The organism is Citrobacter meridianamericanus (assembly GCF_041320245.1).
Classification (GTDB): domain Bacteria; phylum Pseudomonadota; class Gammaproteobacteria; order Enterobacterales; family Enterobacteriaceae; genus Citrobacter; species Citrobacter meridianamericanus.
Genome location: NZ_CP101036.1, coordinates 4,045,825 through 4,069,578, shown reverse-complemented (window position 1 = coordinate 4,069,578; position 23,754 = coordinate 4,045,825). Strand labels below are relative to the sequence as shown.

Annotated in this window: 22 protein-coding genes; 11 read left to right on the top strand and 11 right to left on the bottom strand. The window is 50.3% G+C overall.

Features of this window, described 5'->3' with window-relative positions; all coding sequences use genetic code 11:
• Window positions 1-2: 2 nt before the first annotated feature.
• From NMD08_RS19940 to NMD08_RS19915, 6 genes are all read right to left on the bottom strand, one after another.
• On the bottom strand, window positions 3-263 hold the full coding sequence (locus tag NMD08_RS19940; protein WP_370618268.1) for a hypothetical protein: 261 nt from the start codon (window positions 261-263) through the stop codon (window positions 3-5).
• A 283-nt stretch (window positions 264-546) separates the two neighbouring features.
• The gene (locus tag NMD08_RS19935; protein ID WP_370618862.1) at window positions 547-774 is read right to left on the bottom strand and encodes a hypothetical protein; all 228 of its coding nucleotides are present in this window, start codon (window positions 772-774) and stop codon (window positions 547-549) included.
• A 15-nt stretch (window positions 775-789) separates the two neighbouring features.
• The gene (locus NMD08_RS19930) at window positions 790-1,110 is read right to left on the bottom strand and encodes a DNA-binding protein (protein ID WP_370612140.1); all 321 of its coding nucleotides are present in this window, start codon (window positions 1,108-1,110) and stop codon (window positions 790-792) included.
• Between the two features lie 2 nt (window positions 1,111-1,112).
• Complete coding sequence (locus NMD08_RS19925; protein ID WP_370612139.1) at window positions 1,113-2,258, bottom strand: replication initiation factor domain-containing protein; 1,146 nt, start codon at window positions 2,256-2,258, stop codon at window positions 1,113-1,115.
• Entirely contained in the window at window positions 2,245-2,427 is a 183-nt protein-coding gene (locus NMD08_RS19920) for a hypothetical protein (RefSeq protein ID WP_370618860.1), read from the bottom strand. Before NMD08_RS19920 ends, NMD08_RS19925 begins: the two co-directional genes overlap by 14 nt.
• Window position 2,428: 1 nt before the next feature.
• A complete protein-coding gene (locus NMD08_RS19915; RefSeq protein WP_370618858.1) occupies window positions 2,429-3,406 on the bottom strand; it encodes an IS110 family transposase in 978 nt (325 codons plus the stop codon).
• 190 nt (window positions 3,407-3,596) lie between these two features.
• Here NMD08_RS19915 and malZ point away from each other — a divergent pair, with 190 nt between their 5' ends.
• Complete coding sequence (gene malZ / locus NMD08_RS19910; protein WP_370618856.1) at window positions 3,597-5,414, top strand: maltodextrin glucosidase; 1,818 nt, start codon at window positions 3,597-3,599, stop codon at window positions 5,412-5,414.
• Here malZ and NMD08_RS19905 read toward each other — a convergent pair.
• Entirely contained in the window at window positions 5,408-6,310 is a 903-nt protein-coding gene (locus NMD08_RS19905) for a LysR family transcriptional regulator (protein WP_151218603.1), read from the bottom strand. The genes malZ and NMD08_RS19905 overlap by 7 nt on opposite strands.
• A gap of 273 nt (window positions 6,311-6,583) precedes the next feature.
• Between NMD08_RS19905 and NMD08_RS19900 the strand changes: the two genes are divergently transcribed.
• The 3 genes from NMD08_RS19900 to NMD08_RS19890 all read left to right on the top strand — a co-directional run bounded on the left by NMD08_RS19900 (window position 6,584) and on the right by NMD08_RS19890 (window position 9,834).
• The gene (locus NMD08_RS19900) at window positions 6,584-7,225 is read left to right on the top strand and encodes a hydrolase (protein ID WP_003021513.1); all 642 of its coding nucleotides are present in this window, start codon (window positions 6,584-6,586) and stop codon (window positions 7,223-7,225) included.
• Between the two features lie 173 nt (window positions 7,226-7,398).
• Window positions 7,399-7,944, top strand: a complete 546-nt coding sequence (locus NMD08_RS19895; protein WP_370618854.1) for an antibiotic biosynthesis monooxygenase — start codon at window positions 7,399-7,401, stop codon at window positions 7,942-7,944.
• Between the two features lie 21 nt (window positions 7,945-7,965).
• Window positions 7,966-9,834 (top strand): amidohydrolase, encoded by a 1,869-nt coding sequence (locus tag NMD08_RS19890; RefSeq protein ID WP_278238055.1) that lies wholly within the window; start codon window positions 7,966-7,968, stop codon window positions 9,832-9,834.
• A 407-nt stretch (window positions 9,835-10,241) separates the two neighbouring features.
• Here NMD08_RS19890 and NMD08_RS19885 read toward each other — a convergent pair whose 3' ends face one another.
• The 4 genes from NMD08_RS19885 to acpH form a co-directional block, all read right to left on the bottom strand.
• On the bottom strand, window positions 10,242-14,087 hold the full coding sequence (locus NMD08_RS19885; protein WP_370618852.1) for an autotransporter outer membrane beta-barrel domain-containing protein: 3,846 nt from the start codon (window positions 14,085-14,087) through the stop codon (window positions 10,242-10,244).
• A 130-nt stretch (window positions 14,088-14,217) separates the two neighbouring features.
• Window positions 14,218-14,943 (bottom strand): response regulator transcription factor, encoded by a 726-nt coding sequence (locus tag NMD08_RS19880; protein ID WP_187259363.1) that lies wholly within the window; start codon window positions 14,941-14,943, stop codon window positions 14,218-14,220.
• A gap of 620 nt (window positions 14,944-15,563) precedes the next feature.
• Window positions 15,564-16,166 (bottom strand): peroxiredoxin C, encoded by a 603-nt coding sequence (locus tag NMD08_RS19875; RefSeq protein WP_151224855.1) that lies wholly within the window; start codon window positions 16,164-16,166, stop codon window positions 15,564-15,566.
• Between the two features lie 168 nt (window positions 16,167-16,334).
• Window positions 16,335-16,916, bottom strand: coding sequence for an ACP phosphodiesterase (gene acpH, locus NMD08_RS19870; RefSeq protein ID WP_151224856.1), 582 nt, complete (start codon window positions 16,914-16,916; stop codon window positions 16,335-16,337).
• Between the two features lie 90 nt (window positions 16,917-17,006).
• Between acpH and queA the strand changes: the two genes are divergently transcribed.
• The 7 genes from queA to NMD08_RS19835 all read left to right on the top strand — a co-directional run bounded on the left by queA (window position 17,007) and on the right by NMD08_RS19835 (window position 23,721).
• Entirely contained in the window at window positions 17,007-18,077 is a 1,071-nt protein-coding gene (gene queA / locus NMD08_RS19865; protein WP_370618850.1) for a tRNA preQ1(34) S-adenosylmethionine ribosyltransferase-isomerase QueA, read from the top strand.
• Window positions 18,078-18,130: 53 nt separating this feature from the next.
• A complete protein-coding gene (gene tgt, locus NMD08_RS19860) occupies window positions 18,131-19,258 on the top strand; it encodes a tRNA guanosine(34) transglycosylase Tgt (protein WP_210904713.1) in 1,128 nt (375 codons plus the stop codon).
• 22 nt (window positions 19,259-19,280) lie between these two features.
• Window positions 19,281-19,613, top strand: a complete 333-nt coding sequence (yajC, locus tag NMD08_RS19855) for a preprotein translocase subunit YajC (RefSeq protein WP_003021544.1) — start codon at window positions 19,281-19,283, stop codon at window positions 19,611-19,613.
• A 27-nt stretch (window positions 19,614-19,640) separates the two neighbouring features.
• Window positions 19,641-21,488 carry a protein translocase subunit SecD gene (gene secD, locus NMD08_RS19850; protein ID WP_003021547.1) on the top strand — a complete coding sequence of 616 codons (1,848 nt, stop codon included), beginning with the start codon at window positions 19,641-19,643 and terminating at the stop codon, window positions 21,486-21,488.
• A gap of 10 nt (window positions 21,489-21,498) precedes the next feature.
• On the top strand, window positions 21,499-22,470 hold the full coding sequence (secF, locus tag NMD08_RS19845; protein ID WP_187259364.1) for a protein translocase subunit SecF: 972 nt from the start codon (window positions 21,499-21,501) through the stop codon (window positions 22,468-22,470).
• 169 nt (window positions 22,471-22,639) lie between these two features.
• Window positions 22,640-23,005, top strand: a complete 366-nt coding sequence (locus NMD08_RS19840) for a VOC family protein (RefSeq protein ID WP_151218610.1) — start codon at window positions 22,640-22,642, stop codon at window positions 23,003-23,005.
• 23 nt (window positions 23,006-23,028) lie between these two features.
• Window positions 23,029-23,721 (top strand): YafY family protein, encoded by a 693-nt coding sequence (locus NMD08_RS19835; protein ID WP_151218611.1) that lies wholly within the window; start codon window positions 23,029-23,031, stop codon window positions 23,719-23,721.
• Window positions 23,722-23,754: the final 33 nt, after the last annotated feature.

Sequence of the window (23,754 nt, the reverse complement as noted above, 5' to 3'; positions counted from 1 at the left end):
TTTTATGAAGCAGCCTTAGCAAAGAAAGACTTAATAACACCCATGCCAACGCTGACAACGAGTTTAAACGTCAGGATACCGAACGCCGCAGTAACAACCGCCCCCATTGTGACAAGGATAGGATTAGAAATAGCTTCCAGCATAGCCGTTGTAATGAAAGTTGACGGATCCGGAGCCGTACTCGCTGCAAGTGCAGAGCCAGAGGTGCCAGCCATTACAGCAGCAGCCAAAGCTTTTAATTTAAAACCAGTAGTAATATTCATGAAATACCTCTTTAACGGGAAGAAGAAATAAACGTTCGCTTAATAAAAGCGAGAAGAAAACCAGAGCCAAAACCAGATAATAAAGAAAAGAACCATAAAATAAAAAGATACTCTACAGGCTCTTTATCCTTAAGAAACGGACCTATTAAATCATATAAATACCCCATTTAATTAATCCCCCAACAAAAGCCCCGCGATAAACGACAGAATAAACAATATCAACGGGGCCAGCCCATACAACAATATTAAATAAAAATCACCAGAAGCCATTATGATTTATCATCTACGAAAAAATAGACTTGAAATCTTCTACGGTAATCTTTACCGGATTTATAGCCCTGCCATATGTGCCTTTGATAATGCAAAGACCATCGTTCACCTCAAAGAAAATGATATAGTCAGGGCTACCAGACAATTCAATTAAACAATAAGAACGACGAATCACAACATCGTGATCATTACGGGAAGCGTATTCAATCAATTCGCGAAACGGTTTGAATTCAAGGTTCATGATGTCACCTGCAATTTATTTATCCGGTTTACACTCAATAACACCAGTGACAAAAATATTAGTACCCTGACGACCATCATCAAGTGTGTATTTACGGTTCTCAAAAGAGACTTCAACTATTTTCCCTTTCAGGGAATTGTAGTAATTAAGCAGATTAGTAAAGTCATTGCTGTTACCAATCCTGAATTCCTGTGTTTTCTGGTCTTCAAGACCATATTCATTCTGAACAGATGACATGACACCCAGGAACCATTTAGTACTGGCTTTTCCGTCAAAGTTTGATTCCTTTGCACGAGTACCCAGTGCAGTACCACGAAAAATAAATCCTGTTTTCATTATTAATTTACCCCATATAAACGCTGATGCTTCATTGAATGACTGAATATGACACCACCCCTTTTAAGGGTGGATTCATAATCATCGAGAGAATATTTTTTAACTGCATCCGGACAGGCCAGCAGTCCGAATGCCGCGCCTGTATCGCCGTCGAATATATCCAGCACATCCCCGGCTATTCTGGCGAACTGGCGACGTACACGCTGTACCCTGCCAAGTAATTCAAGACAGGGGAGAATATTTTCCTGTACCCGGCGCTCATCGGACGGGAGCTGCCTGACGCGCTCAATATGTTTGCTCAGTACAGAAGCCGAGTAGTCACATAATCCGGCAAAAAATGCATCCACATCAGAAAGCACATCGACGGTCACTTTTTTGAGTTCGACTTCTGACCGGTACCAGGACACGCCTTCAATTTTCTGCTCAAGGGCCTTGTCATACACGCGCCAGTAAATCCGGGATTTACGCTTACCGACATAAACCGTATCACCCCGGAGAGTGTCACCCGTCAGAGGCCGACGAACGTCGAGTTCCTGGACGCGCCCACCTTTCCCCGACAGGAACGCCCGGTCTTTATAGGCTGTCAGGGCATAGGACGTATCAAAATTTCCGGTAAAGTCATCAAAGCACAGGTCGATACGCGACAGTCGGGTAACGCCCAGGCCGCGCAGGGTATTCCAGAGCAGGTAAGGCGTGGTGTGCATAAACAGATGACGACAACCCACACCAGATAACTGAACATGCGCTGTGTCTTTCTGATTAGCCCCGCCAAACATTAACCAGCCGCATTCTGTTTTACCGTCAGCAGAGAACAGGCGGCACGAATGGCTGTAACCCTGCATACCACGGGAACGAACCGGCCCCACGGACAGCCCAAGAATACGGTCAAAAAACAGGAAAACACGCTGATATACGGCGTTGCAGTGGTCATGCAGATAATCATCAAGCCGTCGCTGATAATCAGCAGCATCCAGCGTTAACCCGGTACGGAAATCAATCTGCGAAGGTGCTTTCGGGAACTCAGGCAGCACACCGTTATAGCCGGATACTTTCCTGAACTCATGCCACTGCGACAGGTCACGCATGTAAGACACGTTAAACGAAAATGACAGCGCATCCACACGCACCACGTTTTCAGAGGTATTCATTTTCACCCTCCGCAAACAGTGGCACCAGTTCGGAGCCCGGAAATTCATCATCCACAAACATCAGGAACGCCTCGAACGAGTCAAAGAACACGCCTTCACCGTCCGGCAGGTCAACCAGTACCCCGCAGCCGGGAAAATCAGGACTGTAATCGTAGAGGATTGTCTGCATATCACACCCCGTGACGTGTCATATCAAAGGGTTTGCCCGTTCTCATCATCGCGTTGATGATATTCACCAGCTTATGCATACAGGCAATAAGGGCGACTTTCTTGGGTTTTCCCCTGTGAACCAGACGTTCATAGAACGCCTTAATCACCGGATTAAAGCGGGTGGCGGCAATGATTCCCATGTAAAGAATGTTTCGAACGGACTGACGCCCACCCCAGATACGGCGGCGTCCCCTGAAGTTACCCGAGTCCTGATTAAACGGGGCCACGCCAAGTAAGGCGCTGATGCGGCGGCGGTCAACATGCCCGAGTTCAGCAAAATCACCAATCAGCACGGTCATGGCCTGTTCACCCACGCCCGGAATGGCTAAAAGCCGGTCTGCCAGCTCTGCAAAGTTTTTTTTAACGTAACGGGAGATGTCGGACTCAATCTGTTTAAGTTCAGCCCGAAGAGAGGCCAGCGTATTCTGAATACTTGCCCTGGCGTAATCATCGGCATGAGTCAGCCGCTGTTTTTCCGTGGTAATCAAATCCACCACCTGACGGCGACGCCCGGTCATACCGGAAAGTTGTTTTCGTTGTTCGTCAGTGACAGGTCTGATGTAGCGCTCACGGTCCGGGCCGGAATCAATCATAAAGGCCATATGCGCCAGAACAGCCGCATCAATACGGTCAGTTTTCGCCAGTTTTCCCATCGCCCGGGCAAAGTTTCTGGCATGACGTGGGTTCACAACAACGATATCGTGGCCCTGTAACTGGAGATAACAGGCGGCGTTATCCTCATAGCCTCCGGTTGATTCCATCAGGATCATCGTCACATCATAGCCAGACAGTTCATCACAAAGCTGTCTGAAACCCGGCTCATTGTTTGATACGGTAAATGCTTTGCTGTCAGCGTAAATATGTACATCAAGTGTCTTACCGGACACATCCAGTGCAACCTGAGTTTTAAGCTTTCCTGCTGATTGTGGCTGCCTCATCGTTTCCCTGCCTTATGTGCGAACTTGTGAATTCATTCAACAATACGGGCTTATGGATAAGGCGGCTTCAGGTGCGCAATTTGCTTTGATACGGGCTTTAAACCCAAGGGGAAATCAGGCTACACCGGAAGCTACCAAATCAACTACGATGGGGAGTAAACCACAGATTGAACACATAAGGGGATACGTGATGTTGAACGCCTGGCACCTTCCGGTTGCCCCATTTGTTAAGCAAAACAAAGATCAACTGACGATTACGTTATGGCTGGCGGGGGAAAATCCACCCCAGCGGGTGACGCTACGCGCAGAAAATGATAACGAAGAGATTTCGCTGAGCATGCACAAGCAGCGTAGCCAGCCGCAGTCGGGCGTGACCGCGTGGCGAGCGGCGATCGATCTCTCCAGCGGTCAGCCTCGAAGACGCTATAGTTTTAAATTACTTTGGCGCGACCGTCAGCTGTGGTTTACCCCACAAGGATTCAGCCGTTTTCCGCCTGCGCGTCTGGAACAATTTGCGGTTGATGTGCCGGATAATGGTCCTCAGTGGGTCGCTGACCAGATTTTTTACCAAATTTTCCCGGACCGTTTTGCCCGCAGCCAGTCGCGTGAAGCTGATCAGGATAACGTCTATTATCACCACGCTGCCGGACACGATATTGTGCGGCGCGAATGGGATGAACCGCTTACGGCTCAGGCTGGTGGCTCAACGTTTTATGGCGGTGATTTGGACGGTATCAGCGAAAAGCTGCCGTACCTGAAAACGTTAGGGATCACGGCGCTGTACCTGAATCCGGTGTTTACCGCGCCGAGCGTGCATAAATACGATACCGAAGATTACCGTCATGTTGATCCGCAATTTGGCGGCGACACGGCGCTGCTGCGCCTGCGTCACAAAACGCAACAGCAGGGCATGCGCCTGATTCTGGACGGTGTTTTTAACCATAGCGGCGATTCGCACGCCTGGTTTGACCGACATAATCGGGGAACGGACGGGGCGTGCCATAACCCAGAATCTCCCTGGCGCGACTGGTATCATTTCTCAGCCGACGGCGTTGCGCTCGACTGGCTGGGATATGCCAGCTTGCCTAAGCTGGACTTTTCTTCGGAAAGCCTGGTAAATGAAATTTATCGCGGCGAAGACAGTATCGTCCGTCACTGGCTGAAAGCGCCGTGGAGTATGGACGGCTGGCGTCTTGATGTGGTGCACATGCTGGGAGAGGCAGGAGGCGCACGTAACAACCTACAACACGTGGCTGGCATTACGCAGGCGGCGAAAGAAACCCAGCCAGAGGCGTATATAGTGGGCGAGCATTTTGGCGACGCGCGCCAGTGGTTGCAGGCCGACGCGGAAGATGCCGCCATGAACTATCGCGGTTTTACCTTTCCGATCTGGGGATTTCTCGCCAATACCGATATCTCATACGATCCGCAATCTATTGACGCCCAGACCTGTATGGCGTGGATGGATAACTACCGCGCGGGGTTGTCGCATCAACAGCAATTGCGCATGTTCAACCAGCTCGACAGCCACGATACTGCTCGCTTTAAGTCTCTGCTCGGTAAAGACGTCGCACGTTTACCGCTGGCGGTGGTGTGGCTGTTTACCTGGCCGGGCGTACCCTGTGTTTACTACGGCGACGAAGTGGGACTGGACGGAAATAACGATCCGTTTTGTCGCAAACCGTTCCCGTGGCAGCCTGCAAAACAGGACGCTGACCTGCTGGCGTTGTATCAGCGTCTGGCCAAATTACGTCACCAGAGCCAGGCGCTCCGCCACGGTGGATGTCAGGTGATTTACGCCGAGGAGAACGTGGTGGTGTTTGTACGGGTGCTAAACCGCCAGCGCGTATTGGTGGCGATTAACCGTGGTCACGCCTGCGAAGTGGTCCTGCCTGCCTCGCCATTATTGAGCGTCAGTCAATGGCAGCTCAAAGAAGGAACAGGCGTGCTTGTCGACGATATCCTGACGCTGCCGGCAATTTCCGCCTCGGTGTGGTCAGGTCATTGATACAAGCGCGCCACCTCCGGGCTTGCCAGCAGCGCTTCCCGCCACCAGCGCTGCGCCAGCCCATCGCGGTTATTACGCCATGCCATATAGGCCACGTCTTTTTGGCGAAATGAGATGACCGCTTTTTCCACCAGCTCGCCCGTGGCAAGCCACGGGTTGGCAATATGGCGGGGGAGAAATCCGCATCCCATGCCTGCTCGCAATAGCATCACCTTACTGTGGAAATCATCGACGCGGATCTGCGCCTGCTCCTCCATCAGGTTGGTTTGTAACGGATGACAAAAGCGGGCGCTGTCGCTGATAACAATCGCCCGATGCAGACACAGCTGTTCGTTCGTCAGACCGTCAGGTGCTGCAGCCAGCGGATGATCAGGCGCAACGACAAACACATTGTCCAGCGTGCCGAGCATTTTGTAAGACCAGGCCGCTGACGTTGGCGGTTCATTAATCGCCCCCAGAATGATATCTGCTCCATTATGGGTCAGCTCCTCCCATGATCCTGCCAGCGTGTGGTGGGTAAAGCTCAGGCGGGTTTGCATATTAAGCGCGTGAAATTCATCGATAATGGGCAATAGCGCGGTGAAAGGAAAAGAGTCGTCCAACGCAATCGCCAGCTCTTTTTCCCAGCCTGAACTTAGCTGTATCGCTTGCTTTTCGAGATCTTTGGCCGCGCTCAGCAGCAAACGTCCTTTTTCCAGCATCATCTGCCCGGTGTCGGTAAATTTTGCCCGATGCCCAGAGCGGTCAAGCAATTCGATATTCAAATCGCTTTCCAGCTTCTGAATCATATAGCTGAGTGCAGCAGGGGTTTTAAACAGCGATTCGGCCGCCGCAGCAAAGGACCCCTGTTTGTCGAGTGCGTCGAGGATTAGCAATACATCCAGATTGATGCGCATAAGCAAAAAATATCCTGAAAATTAAACCCCTCTGTTTTACCGAATGGAGAAAAACAATGCCAGTGAATAAATTAGATGAGACATGCGCATTTTTTTGACATTGTTTAAGATATATCGCAACACAGAACGAATAGTTTCACTAGACGGTAAGTTTTCTTTAATAACTCGTTAGAAATTTCCCGCTATACTCAACAAGCTTTCTGATTCAGGATCCTGCTGCTGACGGCAGAAACAGACCGTTGCCTTTTAACTTATTGATTAAGAAGGTGTGCTATGTCTATTCGGGAACTGATTGACCCACAAAACTCTACGCTAATTTTTATTGATCATCAGCCGCAAATGTCATTTGGTGTGGCGAATATCGATCGCCAGACATTGAAAAATAATACCGTCGCATTAGCGAAAGCCGGGAAAATATTCAATGTTCCAGTGATTTATACTTCTGTGGAAACAAAAAGTTTTAGCGGATATATCTGGCCAGAATTATTAGCGGTACATCCTGATGTGAAACCGATTGAACGCACCTCGATGAACTCCTGGGAAGATGCGGCGTTTGTGAAGGCCGTAGAAGCGACCGGGCGTAAAAAACTGATTATCTCCGCGCTGTGGACCGAAGTGTGTCTGACTTTCCCGGCGCTGATGGCGCTGGAAGCGGGCTATGAAGTGTATGTGGTAACAGATACTTCAGGCGGCACGTCGGTGGATGCCCATGAGCGTTCCATTGACCGCATGGTACAGGCGGGTGCCGTACCCGTGACCTGGCAACAGGTACTTCTTGAGTATCAGCGCGACTGGTCCCGTAAAGAAACCTACGACGCTGTCATGGATCTGGTGCGCGAGCACAGCGGTGCCTACGGGATGGGCGTGGATTACGCCTATACCATGGTGCATGGCGCGCCGGAACGTAAAGCCTGAATACACTTCATCCTTCATGCTGCATCTTTGTTGGCTTCGCTTGCGTACCCCGGTCGCTTACTGATGTAAGCTCCCGGGGATCCACAACCTTGCCGCCTCGATGCACCATGAATGATTTTGTGTATTGCTTTCCTGGCCTAAGCGGTCTGTTTCCTCTCAACAAGGAACCCTTCATGGCGCAGAACAAACATGTGACGTTGGTGATTACCCACACCCTGCTGCCTGAGCAGGCACAGCGATATGAGCAATGGCTGGGGAAAATTATGCCAGTGGCGGCCGAGTTTCCCGGTCATCTCGGGGCGAATGTGATTCGCCCTGTGGATGGCGACAACCTGTGGAATATCATTATTCGTTTCGACACGCTTGAGCATCTTTATAACTGGACCCAGTCCGATACGCGCCGTGGGCTGGTAGAAGAGATTGCTCCGATGCTGGCGGAAGGTGATAAAACCGAAATTCGTACCGAAGCCGCGTTCTGGTTTACTCCGCCCGCGCTCCATGTACGTCAGCCGAGACGCTGGAAACAGTTTCTGATAACCCTGCTGGTGATTTTTCCCAGCACCAATCTGGTGCCGTGGTTGACCGGCATTGTGTTGCCTGCATTGAAGGGTTCGTTACTCCTGCATCTGATCAATGATGCCTGTGTGGTTGCGTTGGTGGTCTGGTTCTGGATGCCCATCGTAACCCGTCTGTTTGCCGGATGGCTGAAAAAAGTCTGACCGGTTTCTCAGGAGATTGTTATGTCGCAAACTGCCACACTGATTCTGACTCACGGAAAAATTCATACGCTCGAAAGACAAAACCCGCAGGTCGAGGCGGTGGCGATCGCCAACGGTAAGATTCTGGCGACCGGTAGCCATGATCGGATCATGAGCTTTGCCACCGAAGGGACGCAGATTGTCGATCTGCAGGGGCATACGGTGATCCCCGGTCTGAACGATTCACACCTGCACCTGATTCGCGGCGGTCTGAATTACAATCTGGAATTACGTTGGGAAGGCGTGCCGTCACTGGCGGACGCGCTACGTATGCTCAAAGAGCAGGCGGACAGAACGCCGTCGCCGCAATGGGTACGCGTGGTGGGCGGCTGGAGTGAATTTCAGTTTGCCGAACGGCGCATGCCAACCCTCGAAGAACTCAATGAAGCGGCCCCGGATACCCCGGTTTTTGTTCTGCATCTCTATGACAGAGCGCTGCTGAACCGCGCCGCGCTGAAAGCCGTCGGCTACACCAAAGCAACGCCGGATCCGATGGGCGGCGAGATTGTACGTGACAGCAACGGCAACCCGACCGGCATGCTGATTGCCAAACCCAACGCCATGATCCTCTATTCGACGCTGGCAAAAGGACCAAAACTGCCGCTGGAAATGCAGGTTAACTCGACCCGCCAGTTTATGCGAGAGCTGAACCGTTTGGGACTGACCAGCGCCATTGACGCGGGCGGTGGCTTCCAGAACTATCCGGAAGATTACGAGATAATTGAACAGTTACATGCCAACAAGCAGATGACGGTGCGTATTGCCTACAACCTGTTTACCCAGCGTCCTAAGCAGGAGCTGGAAGACTTTGAACGCTGGACCGACATGCTCAAGCCTGGGCAGGGGACTGACTTTTACCGTGCCAATGGGGCAGGGGAAATGCTGGTCTTCTCGGCTGCGGATTTTGAAGACTTCCTCCAGCCGCGCCCGGATCTGCCGGAGGGTATGGAAGATGAACTGGAGCGCGTGGTTCGCCACCTGGTGGAGCACCGCTGGCCGTTCCGCCTGCATGCCACCTACGATGAATCCATCAGCCGTATGCTGGACGTGTTTGAGAAGGTAAATCGCGATATCCCGTTCAATGGCCTGCACTGGTTTTTCGATCACGCCGAAACGATTACTGAACGGAATATCGAGCGCGTTAAAGCGCTGGGTGGCGGGATTGCGGTTCAGCACCGAATGGCATTCCAGGGGGAATACTTTGTCGATCGTTATGGCAAAGATGCGGTCAAACATACGCCGCCAGTGGCAAAAATGCTGGCGGCTGAAGTTCCGGTCGGGCTGGGGACTGACGCCACCCGCGTGGCCAGCTACAACCCGTGGACCGCGCTCTATTGGCTGGTTTCGGGTCGTACTGTTGGCGGAATGGCGATGTACGATGATAACAACCGCCTGCCGCGCGACGTGGCGCTGGAACTGTGGACGGCTGGCAGCGCCTGGTTCTCCAGCGAGCAGGGTAAGAAAGGGCGCATCGAGAAAGATCAATTGGCCGACCTGGTGGTGCTGTCCAAAGACTACTTCAGCGTGCCGGAAGAAGAGATCAAAGGTATTGAGTCAGTGATGACCATTGTCGATGGCAAAGTGGTGTATGCGGCCGGGCACTTCACCCCACTTGCACCGCCGGCTATCCCGGTAATACCTGACTGGTCGCCGGTAGTGAAGGTGCCGGGGCACTATCGCGCAGCGCCGCCTGATGCGGCAAAAATTGGCGCCATAGTGCAGATGCACCAGTGCTGCGGTAGCTGCGGCGTACACGGTCATCAGCATGATATTGCGCGTCAATCAGGCATTCCGGTGTCGGATGACCGGGCTTTCTGGGGCGCGCTTGGCTGTTCCTGTTTCGCGTTTTAATCTCTCATTGCAGTCCCTGCCCAGGGGCTGTGCAGTGTGGCGCAACCGTCTGTGACTCAGGCTAATGCTGTTGTGCCAACGGCTGTAGAAGTGCTAACCGGTTAAACGTGTTATACAGAAGTAAGAAGCGGGGGATAAATTAAATAATCCGTAATAATTAATAATCAGCGGTGAATCATATAAATTATCATCGAGCCTACCGAAACAATACCATAATAAAAAGCCCAGTTCCCATAGCCTAAACAAAGCGAAGTGATGGTGCAACTTATTGTGGCAAGTGTCAGTATGAAGAAAATGGCTTGCATCACTTTGTGATATCTAAACATAAATATTTTCTCCTTTACGTCATTCTTGAAAAGAAATACTCGCCTCCCGATTTGAGGAGGGCGAGTATTTTGTAAATCACATCAGAAGTTATAATTAAATACGGCCATTGCCCCCTGACCTGTCTGGTGTTCAGATGCGTCGAGGTTGTAGTTGATACCGAAACTTACATTTCCTTTCTGCGCCTTCACACCGAGTTGTCCTGAGAACGAAGTATCATCAACAATCGTTGAAGACAGTGTATCGGATGCGTTAATACCGTAGGTACGAATATGCGTTTTCGCGTTGGTGTCGCCAGTAACCGGAATGACCGACAGATCGGCTTGCGGGCTAACTGCCCAGCCAGAATCAAGCGAGTATGTGGTTCTTAAACGCACGCCAACCGGGAATTGCCAGAGGTTCTGCTTCTGCTCAGCGGTATCAAACAGCTTCTCTCCGGACTGGGTAGTAGTATCAAAACGTTCAGTTTTGAGTTGTACATAGCGTACACCGGCGTGTGGAACGATATCGATAGAGGACAGGTTGTACAGGTATTCACCCGTAATTCCCGCGGTCAGCATTTCGGAATCAATATCCGCTTTTAACTTACTGCCCATATCCACCCAAGCCGGAAGATTCTGCTCAACGTCATTACTGTTCCTGGACAATCCTAAATCAACGGTCACGCTGAAATTATTATTTGTCCAGTTTTCATAAAACGTTGCACCCCAAAAATCAACATCATTTTTGGTATATTGCAGATCTCCTTTGGACGATGATTTACCGGTTCCGGAATGGAATGCTAAACCGCTGCGCAAATTACCCAGAGAGGTTTGATGAGTGATATCTGCGCCAATCATTAAACCAAAGTAATTAACATTATTGCCGGTTTCCAGTGCGCCAGTTTTAAAACCACTGTTACTGTCGTGGCCATACAGTGTGCTGGCCCAGAAATTCAGACCTTCAGCTCCTGCGTCAGGTTGGAGTTTGCTGTTAAGCACTGAGTTACGATCGTTGATCGCTTTGGTGGCAGACAACCCTGTGGACAGGGTAGTGTTCTGCACACCTCCGGCCACAGCCAACTGCGCTGCACTGTTAATGGTTTTCACGATATCCTGCGTAGAGACGTAAGGATTATCTATCGCACGTGACAGGAAACGAACGCCGGCAGACTGACTTTGCGTGTCATTGATTCCCTGGCCCATCATAGTATCCAGCGTTTGCGTCAGTGCGACGCCAGGTAACGCGTCAGCAGAGGATTTAGCCTCCGTGGTGACCTGCAATTGTCCGCTGTCTACATCCCAGTGACGTGTTGCAGAAAGCAGTCGGTTGGTCAGTAAATTTTCACCATTCCATCCCTTTTCCGATACACCTGTTTGAGTGGAATCATCGATAGGACCTGGTGAACCACCGTTAAAACCGTCGACAATATAATAGGTCTGACTGGCTTTGGCGTCGGCAATGTAAAGGCTGGCGCTGTCGCTGACGTTGAGCGTTCCATTTTCAGCTGTGAGCGCATACTGCCCGCCGGCAATGGTTTTGCCATTCACCATTAACAGTGAATTATCGGCAAAAGTAGCCGTATTGGCATTTGCGCTGGGGGCTGAGGTCTGTGAACCATCCACAACCAGACTACCATGGTCTTTATCCAGCAATTGCGGGGCATTAATGGCTAATGCGGCGGTAATCCCGTCAGCAGACCATTGCAGACCCGTTTTGGCAAACTGTGTTTCAGCCCACTCGGTCGTTGCCTCACCCAGGATCAGTAAGGCGTTTTGCCCGGCAGTGAGCTTGCCGTCAATTTTGTCATCGATAAATTGCAGCGCAGCTTTGGAAGCCTGACTGATGGTGCTATTGGTTTGCCATTGCGGATCAAGGAACAGAGATGCCCCGTTCAGGCTTACGTTCTGTGCGAGCAGATGTCCCGCAGCGCCCTGATCTGCGGTAGTGCCCACATTGATAGTCGTACCTGAGTCGGCGTTGAGTGCAGCGGTTTGCAATACACCATTGACCTGCATATTGGCGTCTTTCATATCAATTTTAGACGCTTGTAACGCCGCGCTGTCTGCAATGGTAATGGCGCTGTTTTTGTTTGCTGAAATTTCTCCGGAAACGCTGTATTTGCCACCAGCGACCTGTAAATTCCCATTGTCCAGGTTTACGGTGGCATTCAACGAACCTGTGGCTCCGGACAGAGAAGCATGACCCAACTGCAATGTACCCTCTTTGACATTAACACTGACACTGGCGTCTTCCCCTGCGGAAACAAGGCTGGTGTTGTCTTTACCAGCTACATCACCGGTTAAGGTCAGCGTTTTGTTGCCTTTCACAGTGACACTGGCGGTGTTGCTTTCACTGGCAGCCAACACAAGGTTTTTTACGCCAACACTGTTTGAGCTGCCGTCTTGATCTTCACTGTTTTTTTCACCACCAATAACGATGTCGCTTTTTGTTGATTCGACAGTAACACCGGCAAGCACGGTGTTTTCACCCACAGCACCAACCGTGTCAAAATCTACACTACCAGCAGGACCAGTACCATCAGCAGACACCACGTTGCCCAGCATAATAAGTTTGGCATTGTCCACCAGACCATTAACAGATTTTACATAATCGAGGTTAAATAGCGCATCAGAGAGTGCTAATGTGCCATCGTTGAAAAATACCCGGTCGCCTGTGGTGTTCAGGCCGGTGGCAGAAGTATTAAGACCGTTACTACCCAGACCATCAGTAAATATTTGCGCTGAGCTGGTTTGCAAAGTTCCATTATCGACGGTTAACGAAGCGTCGCTGCTCAAAGAGATATTATCTGCCTGTAGCGTGGAATTACCTGCTACGGTGAGTGCGCCATTGCCCGTTATATTAACATCAGCAATGATGTGATTCCCCGTCAGATTGAGTGCTGACCCTACGTTTGTGTCATTCAGACCATTGAGGATGGTACTTTTACCCAGCACGTTTAACACCGTAAAATCGACAAATTTACTGCCGTCTAATTCAGTGACTTCTTTACCTAACTCAAGAGTTGAATTGGTTTTGTTGCCGGTGATTTTATTAACATTGCTGGTTGCGACATTATCGCCCAGAGACACCTGGGCTTTATTGCTATTGCTGACGTTGATGTCGCCGAGTACTTTCGAGTTGTCATTAATACTGACAATACTTTCCCCATCACCGGTGACAATATTACCGGTGAGTGTTGTTTGCTTTGTCAGTTCAATATTGACATCTTCAGAATATCCGGCTTGTACAGAACCGAAAATGTTACTTTCAGAAGCAGTAATGTTAACGGAGTCAGAGCCGCCGGTAAAAATACCTGCTTTCCAGGTTTCTGAGCCTAACTGACTGTTATCAATATCGACAATTACATCGCCTGTGTCACCGAGATCGACATAGATACCATATCCGCCATCACCATTTTGATTTGCCACCCAGTTTTTGTTCTTTGCCACCCCATTTTTAAGGGCATTATCATAGTTGGTATCCATCTGAGCGCCGTTAAGCTGAGCGTCCTTTAAGTTGATGGCTATATTAGTGTCGGTGCCAGACCCTCCTGATTCGATAAAATCAACGGTGGCCTTGGTCAGATTGAGGGTAGACTGATTACCAGCAAGATCGGTTTTGCTAAAATTAATGTAGTATCCGCTCAGGTCAAGATCAGTAACATTTACTGTTCGACTTAGAAGGTCGTGATGTGGAGGGTTAAAATAGATATTACCTTTATTACTGGCGGAATCGAGAGAGGCTTCCTCCTGGGTGTTACTAAAGTTCCAGGCATAAATTCCTTTAACGGCAGTATCACCGGCGCCAGAGTTAGGCTCCAACAAACTCCAGTTAAGCCCACTCACCATACCAGAGCCTTCATCAGAAGCTGTAGCAGTACCTGATATTGCGAGTAGTATAGAGACGACTAATATCTTTTTTGAGAAAGAAACGCTTTTTTGCGACATAAATAAATCCTTATATTTGCTAACACATGGCACTTCTATAAAATAGGGGTGAAACAATAGAAACCGCATCGTGATTGATAGCGATTTTTTATTTTGGAATTTAAATGAGTTCTATATACGCGACATACTATTATTTATGCGCGGCTTTCTTGTCGGGTTTTTTCCAGTTTGTTGGTCCTGCATTTACCGTCAGTGAGTGAATGAAATCTCTGCTGCAATGGCGTATACCTAAAGCTTGCATCATCATCCAGCGATAGTGGTACATCACTTTTTCACTTCTTTTCAATTGTTTTGCAGTTTCCCGAAGTGAAATGCCTCTGGCTAACCAATCCAGCGTAATTGTTCGTGTGCGTGATGAAGGTATCACTTCTGATAACCTTCTTCTGATCCACTTTTCAAGTGAACCTAATACCACCTGCGGAGGAACGCTTGCACAAAAAACTCTGAGCCGAGGATATGCAGCTGAGAATATTGGTGACGTAAGATGCTCAGCAATGCCTATATTGGGATATCCAGATATTAAAGCATCATATTCCTTTAGCAATATCCCACCAAAATACTCAGCAACCATACGATCTGAGTAGAGAAAATAATGCTGAGTACAAATCATTTGTGCTTGAGGAAAACTTTTACGGAGAGCCAGGATTAATGCCACATATCTTCCTGGTGGGACATCCAGGATGATTATATGTGGTGGCGGTCCGGTATATTCGCACAACTCACTGATGGTGAGTTGTGGCAATGAAATATAGTTATCAGGAGTTTTTTTACCGCTGATTAAATTTTGTAATGCAGCCGCATGCGTCCAGTCTGCGGAATAAATAAAAAACCGCGTGCATTTATCTTTACTGCTCATGCATATCTCTCCCTAATCTGCAAGAAAAACACTGTTAATAATGTGGTTTCCTGGAGAAATCCTAATCTGCTGATAAATTGATGTGTAATGATTAAAATCGATCGATAAGATCTGTTTTTTTAATTGAATTTGTAGAATGATAAGTAAAAAGTGTTAATATTTGTTGGAATAATTAGCACAGTTAATAAATTTATAACTTATTTATAAGCGCTATGATTAACATGGGTTTTTTATAGCGTTCTATTTTGAAAAGAAACAGGAATGCCTTATATAACAATGGGATAAGAATTAAAATACAAGGTGTGTGGCGGCATTATTCAGATGTGAAGACATTAAATATATTTATTGCATGTTGGTTAAATTTAGCGAGTTCACTCTTCCTTTATTGCTCTTTGTCTTAAAAATTCAGATATCATCTTAAAATTGTTAGGAAAATTCTTAGAGAAAAATATGTTGATGCGTTAAGGATGTTTATCCAGAGATAGGACAAAAAAACGGTTATGACGTCATTTACTTACTTCAAAATGAGCGGAGAGGTATAAGGAGAAAGGGATGACTGGAGACTAATAACCAGATGTAAAAAAGGCCCGCATTTGCGGGCCTCTTACGATTCATGCCATTTACAGGCTGGAAACGTTCTCGGTCAGGTATTTTGCTACGCCGTCCGGAGACGCGTTCATACCTTCTTTACCTTTTTCCCACTGTGCCGGACATACGTCGCCGTGCTCTTCGTGGAACTGCAGCGCGTCAACCATGCGCAGCATTTCGTCGATGTTACGACCCAGCGGCAGATCGTTAACCACCTGGTGGCGAACAACGCCGTTAGCGTCGATCAGGAAAGAACCGCGCAGAGCAACACCTGCTTCAGGATGCTCAATGCCGTAGGCTTTCTGGATTTCGCGTTTGATGTCAGCAACCATTGCGTATTTCACTTCACCAATGCCGCCTTTTTCGACAGGGGTGTTACGCCATGCGTTGTGGACAAATTCAGAGTCGAAGGAAACGCCAACAACTTCAACGCCGCGCTTCTGGAATTCTTCGTAACGTTTGTCGAATGCGATCAGTTCAGACGGGCAAACGAAGGTGAAGTCCATCGGCCAGAAGAACAGAACGGTAGTTTTACCGTTGGTATGCTGCTTGAAGTTGAAGTTTTCAACGATCTCACCGCTACCCAGTACCGCAGCTGCTGTGAAATCCGGAGCCTGACGAGTTACCAGTACCATATAATTCTCCTGCAATGTTAAGGGGTTTTTGGAACGCAACGCGGGCCAGTATAGAGAGTGTTCGGGAATAAGACAAAGAGGCGCTGGCAATCAATGAGACAGGTTTTGTCTATCAATCTTTTGCCGGATAGCGGCTGCTGCTTATCCGGTGCATGATGCGGGCTATAATCAAAGGGATTTACGTCGCGCCTGTCCCATCATTTGGGGATAAAACTGCCAGAAACGTTCTTCTAACGCATCGTAGTGCGTATCGAGGTCATACCATGAGTCGCGCAGGGCATCGAGCCGCGGGCGGCGGCTGGCCATGCCGTTCAGGACGTTCTGGATAAAATCCATATTCCGATAGCGCTCGAGCCATTTCTCCGACCAGATGTAGTTGTTCAGATTGATAAAGCGCGGCGGCGATTCCGGTAAAATAGGGGTCACCTGGGCGCGGGCATAGCGTACAAAGTCCGTCAGCGGGAAGTCGGGGGAGATTTCCGACCAATGGCGCGACAGAAAATGATCCCACATGACGTCCAGCGTAATCGGTGCGACGCGGCGCGTTTCGCTGCGAAACCACTCTTTGGCTTCACGCACCTGTGGCAGGTTATCGGTCATCACGTCGATACGACGGTGCATAAAGATGCCCTCCACCACGTCGGGCGAATAGTGCGTTTGGGGATTACCCCGGACAAAATCCGCCAGTAGATTACCGGAAAGCGAGCTGTCGGCGAGGTGAGCCAGATGCAAATGTGCAAGAAAATTCATAGTTAAATGTTTATCCAGAGGGGTAAAGGTTGCAGGGAGAACGCCCCGGCACTAGACTACCCGCCTCTTATTTTAGTCTGAGTCAGTGTCATGCGCGTTACCGATTTCACCTTTGAACTACCCGAATCCCTGATTGCCCACTATCCGCAGGCTGAACGCAGTAGCTGCCGCTTGCTGTCTTTGGACGGGCCGACGGGCGCGCTGACGCACGGTACTTTCACCGATTTGCTCGATAAGCTCAACCCTGGCGATTTGCTGGTTTTTAATAACACCCGCGTTATTCCGGCGCGTCTGTTTGGGCGTAAAGCCAGCGGCGGCAAGATTGAAGTACTGGTCGAGCGTATGCTGGATGACAAACGGATTCTGGCGCATATTCGCGCCTCTAAAGCGCCGAAGCCGGGTGCCGAGCTGCTGCTGGGCGATGACGAAAGCATTAAAGCAACGATGGTGGCGCGCCATGACGCGTTGTTTGAAGTCGAGTTTGATGACGAGCGTAGCGTGCTCGATATCCTCAACGCGATTGGCCATATGCCGCTGCCGCCATATATCGACCGTCCGGATGAAGACGCTGACCGCGAGCTGTACCAGACCGTGTATAGCGAAAAACCAGGGGCTGTCGCCGCGCCGACCGCCGGTCTGCATTTTGACGAACCACTGTTGGCAAAACTGCGTGATAAAGGTATCGAGATGGCGTTCGTTACGCTGCACGTGGGGGCGGGTACCTTCCAGCCGGTGCGCGTAGATACCATCGAAGATCACATTATGCACTCCGAGTATGCGGAAGTGCCACAGGATGTGGTTGATGCTGTGCTGGCGGCGAAAGCACGCGGCAACCGCGTGATTGCGGTAGGTACCACCTCCGTACGTTCACTGGAAAGCGCGGCGCAGGCGGCCAAAAATGACCTTATCGAGCCGTTCTTCGGTGATACGCAAATATTCATTTATCCAGGCTATATATATCAGGTGATTGATGCCCTGGTAACCAACTTTCACCTGCCGGAATCGACACTGATTATGCTGGTTTCCGCATTTGCTGGTTATAAAAACACCATGCACGCCTATCATGAAGCGGTAAAAGCGGAATATCGCTTTTTTAGTTACGGTGATGCCATGTTTATCACGTACAATCCGCAGGCTATTTCTGAGCGCGTTGGGGAATAAATCCGCGATGCGAGTGTTTAACGTCGGACTGTTTTTCTGACGCAGGAGTTAAAATGAGATTTGAACTGGACACCACAGACGGTCGCGCCCGCCGCGGCCGCCTGGTTTTTGATCGTGGCGTAGTGGAAACGCCTGCTTTTATGCCGGTCGGTACTTATGGCACCGTGAAAGGCATGACGCCGGAAGAAGTTGAAGCGACCGGCGCGCAGATCATCCTCGGTAACACCTTCCACCTCTGGCTGCGCCCGGGTCAGGAAATCATGAAGCTGCACGGCGATCTGCACGATTTCATGCAGTGGAAAGGACCGATCCTCACCGATTCCGGCGGCTTCCAGGTATTCAGCCTGGGCGACATCCGTAAGATAACCGAGCAGGGCGTGCATTTCCGTAACCCGATCAACGGCGATCCGATCTTCCTCGATCCTGAGAAGTCTATGGAGATTCAATACGATCTCGGTTCCGATATCGTGATGATCTTCGACGAATGTACACCGTATCCGGCCGACTGGGACTATGCTAAACGCTCGATGGAGATGTCTTTGCGTTGGGCGAAGCGCAGTCGCGACCGTTTTGATAGCCTCGGCAACAAAAATGCGCTTTTTGGCATCATTCAGGGCAGCGTTTACGAAGATTTACGTGATATCTCCGTCAAAGGTCTGGTAGATATCGGCTTTGATGGCTACGCTGTCGGCGGTTTGGCTGTTGGTGAACCGAAGGAAGATATGCACCGCATTCTGGAGCATGTTTGCCCGCAGATTCCGGCTGATAAACCGCGTTACCTGATGGGCGTTGGTAAACCAGAAGATCTGGTTGAAGGCGTGCGTCGTGGTATCGATATGTTTGACTGCGTGATGCCAACGCGAAATGCCCGTAATGGTCATTTGTTTGTGACTGACGGCGTGGTAAAAATTCGTAACGCGAAACATAAAAGCGACACCAGTCCGCTCGATGCTGAGTGTGATTGCTACACCTGTCGCAATTATTCGCGCGCATACTTGCATCATCTTGACCGTTGCAACGAAATATTGGGCGCGCGACTCAACACGATTCATAACCTTCGCTACTACCAGCGTTTGATGGCGGGTTTACGCAAGGCTATTGAAGAGGGTAAATTAGAGAGCTTCGTGACCGATTTTTACCAACGTCAGGGTAGACCAGTTCCACCTGTGAACGTTGATTAATTTTAATAATGAGGGAATTTGAATGAGCTTTTTTATTTCTGATGCGGTAGCGGCAACAGGTGCTCCGGCGCAGGGCAGCCCGATGTCTCTGATTCTGATGCTGGTGGTGTTTGGTCTGATTTTCTATTTCATGATCCTGCGCCCGCAGCAAAAGCGTACCAAAGAACACAAAAATCTGATGAACTCCATTGCGAAAGGCGATGAAGTGCTGACTAACGGTGGTCTGGTGGGTCGCGTGACCAAAGTAGCAGAATCCGGCTACATCGCTATCGCGCTGAACGACACCACTGAAGTGGTTATTAAACGTGATTTCGTAGCTGCCGTTCTGCCGAAAGGCACCATGAAGGCGCTGTAATTTATTGTTTTCCCAAAGGGAACTGCCGTGTTAAACCGTTATCCTTTGTGGAAGTATGTCATGCTGATCGTCGTGATTGTCGTCGGTCTGCTCTATGCGCTTCCCAACCTGTATGGTGAGGATCCGGCTGTTCAAATCACTGGCGTGCGCGGTGCCGCCGCCAGTGAGCAAACGCTGATCCAGGTCCAGAAAACGTTACAAGAAGATAAAATCACACCTAAGTCTGTGGCTCTGGAAGAGGGTGCTATTCTCGCGCGCTTCGACTCCACTGATACCCAACTGCGCGCTCGTGAAGTGTTAATGGGCGTATTGGGTGATCAATACGTCGTGGCGCTTAACCTTGCTCCGGCAACCCCGCGTTGGCTGGCAGCCATTCACGCAGAACCGATGAAACTCGGTCTTGATCTGCGTGGCGGCGTTCACTTCCTGATGGAAGTGGATATGGACACCGCGCTGAGTAAGTTGCAGGAACAAAATATTGATAGCCTGCGCAGCGATCTGCGTGAAAAAGGCATTCCTTATACTACCGTTCGCAAAGAAGATAACTACGGTCTGAGCATCACTTTTCGTGATAGCAGCGCCCGTGATGAAGCTATCTCTTACCTGAGCAAGCGTCACCAGGATTTGGTTATTTCTAGCCAGGGCAGCAATGCACTGCGTGCGGTGATGACCGATGCGCGCCTGAGCGAAGCCCGTGAATACGCGGTACAGCAGAACATCAACATTCTGCGTAATCGTGTTAACCAACTGGGTGTTGCTGAGCCGGTTGTACAACGTCAGGGTGCTGACCGCATTGTGGTCGAACTGCCGGGTATTCAGGATACCGCGCGGGCGAAAGAAATTCTGGGCGCTACCGCGACGCTGGAATTCCGTCTGGTAAACACCAACGTTGACCAGTCTGCTGCGGCATCCGGGCGTGTACCGGGTGATTCGGAAGTGAAACAGTCTCGTGAAGGTCAGCCGGTTGTGCTTTACAAACGCGTGATCCTGACCGGTGACCATATCACCGATTCCACTTCCAGCCAGGACGAATACAATCAGCCGCAGGTTAACATCTCGCTGGATAGCGCGGGTGGTAACATCATGTCCAACTTCACCAAGGACAACATCGGTAAGCCGATGGCGACCCTGTTCGTGGAGTACAAAGACAGCGGTAAGAAAGATGCCAACGGTCGCGCCGTGCTGGTGAAACAGGAAGAGGTGATTAACATCGCCAACATCCAGTCTCGTCTGGGCAACAGCTTCCGTATTACCGGTATCAACAACCCGAATGAAGCGCGTCAGCTTTCTCTGCTGTTACGTGCCGGTGCGTTGATTGCGCCGATTCAGATTGTGGAAGAACGTACCATCGGCCCAACCCTGGGTATGCAGAACATTAAACAGGGTCTGGAAGCGTGTCTGGCTGGTCTGGTGGTGTCTATCCTGTTCATGATCTTCTTCTATAAGAAGTTCGGTCTGATCGCCACGAGTGCGCTTATTGCGAACCTGGTACTGATTGTCGGTATTATGTCGCTGCTGCCGGGCGCTACGCTGAGTATGCCGGGGATTGCGGGGATCGTCTTAACCCTTGCTGTCGCGGTCGATGCGAACGTACTGATCAACGAACGTATCAAAGAAGAGTTGAGTAACGGGCGTTCGGTGCAGCAGGCCATCAATGAAGGTTATGCGGGCGCATTTAGCTCCATCTTCGATGCGAACATTACGACGCTGATCAAGGTCATTATCCTGTACGCAGTCGGCACCGGGGCAATTAAAGGGTTCGCGATTACTACCGGTATTGGGGTAGCGACGTCGATGTTTACCGCAATTGTCGGTACACGTGCCATCGTAAACCTGTTGTATGGCGGCAAGCGCGTCAAAAAGCTGTCAATCTGAGGAGTGCGAAGTGGCACAGGAATATACTGTTGAACAATTGAACCACGGCCGTAAAGTCTGGGACTTTATGCGCTGGGACTACTGGGCTTTCGGCATTTCAGGTTTCCTGCTGATCGCGGCCATCGTGGTGATGGGCGTGCGCGGCTTTAACTGGGGTCTCGATTTCACCGGTGGTACGGTCATTGAAATCACGCTGGAAAAACCAGCGGAAATGGACGTGATGCGCGATGCGCTGGAGAAAGCGGGCTTTGTTGACCCGCTGCTGCAGAACTTCGGCAGCAGCCACGACATTATGGTGCGTATGCCGCCAACCGAAGGCGCAGACGGCGGTCAGGTGCTGGGTAGCAAAGTGTTGAGTGTGATTAACGAATCCACCAACCAAAACGCGGCGGTGAAGCGAATTGAATTCGTGGGGCCGAGCGTAGGTGCAGACCTGGCGCAAACGGGGGCGATGGCGTTGATGGCGGCGCTGATCTCCATCCTGGTGTACGTCGGTTTCCGCTTTGAGTGGCGACTGGCGGCAGGGGTGGTTATTGCTCTGGCGCACGACGTGATTATCACGCTGGGGATCCTGTCGTTGTTCCATATCGAGATTGACCTGACTATCGTCGCCTCGCTGATGTCGGTAATCGGTTACTCGCTGAACGACAGTATCGTTGTATCTGACCGTATTCGTGAAAACTTCCGCAAAATTCGTCGCGGTACGCCTTACGAAATCTTTAACGTGTCATTGACTCAGACGCTGCATCGTACGTTGATTACTTCCGGTACGACGTTGATGGTTATTCTGATGCTGTTCCTGTTCGGTGGTCCGGTACTGGAAGGCTTCTCGCTGACGATGCTGATCGGTGTTTCCATCGGTACCGCATCTTCTATCTACGTGGCATCGGCGCTGGCGCTGAAGCTGGGTATGAAGCGTGAGCACATGCTGCAGCAGAAGGTCGAGAAAGAAGGGGCGGATCAGCCGTCAATTCTGCCTTAACCCATTAAGAGTGAAGATAGTGGAATCCCGATCGCAAGGTCGGGATTTTTTTTGCCTGTGATTTAGCGGCAGACCATTATTGGTTTCGGTCGCCACACTACTGACAGTATGCTGTCAGTAGCACTGTCTTATAGTCCTTCTGACACTACTCACACAGGCAGGAGGAAGTATGAACAACGTCATTAACTGGTTTGAAATCCCCGTGGCAGAAATGGATCGTGCCATTGCATTTTATGAGCCCGTGATGCAGGTTTCTTTGCGTCGGGAAAATATGGACTGCGCCGAGCTGGCCGTATTCCCGCATCAGGATCCTGCTCCCGGCGGAGCGCTGGCTAAATTTGACGGCATTACGCCTTCAGCGCAGGGCGCTATTATTTACCTGCATACGGACGATTTGGCTGCAACGCTTGAGCGTGTCGCCACCGCTGGCGGCCACTGCGTGTTTGGCCCGCTCGAACTGGGGCAAGACATTGGCACGATTGCGCTGTTTACTGACAGCGAAGGCAATCGTGTTGGTTTACATCAACCCGCGTAATTTTTTCAGCACTGAGGATTAATATGTCCAGACGCGCCGACCGCTTGTTTCAGATTGTACAAATCCTGCGTGGCAGGCGAGTGACAACGGCGGCGCTGCTGGCAGAACGTCTGGAGGTATCTGAACGGACGATTTATCGCGATATCCGCGATCTCTCTTTATCCGGCGTGCCCATTGAAGGTGAAGTGGGCAGTGGATACCGCCTAATGGCAGGGTTTGATTTGCCGCCGTTAATGTTAACGCAACACGAATCAGAAGCGTTGATGGTGGCTATTCGGCTGCTGAAAACATGGGGTGGGGATTCACTCTCACAGGCGCTGGAGTCTGCGCAGGAAAAAGTGCTGGCGATATTGCCGTCAGAGAGTCGGCGCAGGGCCGAGCAAACACGGATTTTCGCACCTGATTTTGGTAATCAGCCGCATTCACGCAGTGCGTTCGATCTCATTCATCGCGCGGTTTCGGCGCAGCAGACACTAGCGCTGCATTATCGCGATGAGGTCGGGAATCTTTCCTGGCGCGATGTTCAGCCGCTGGGACTATTTTTCTGGGGTGAGCACTGGCTGCTCGTTGCATGGTGTGAAAAACGTGACGATTATCGCTGCTTTCGCGTTGATCGATGTCTGAAGATCACGCCACTCGACAAGTACTTTCGCGAATCAGCGGATCGCTCGCTAAGTGACTTTTTACGTAAAGTACGCTGTGAAGACCAGCCATAAAAAAGCCAGCGGTTAAGCTGGCTTGTCTGCGGA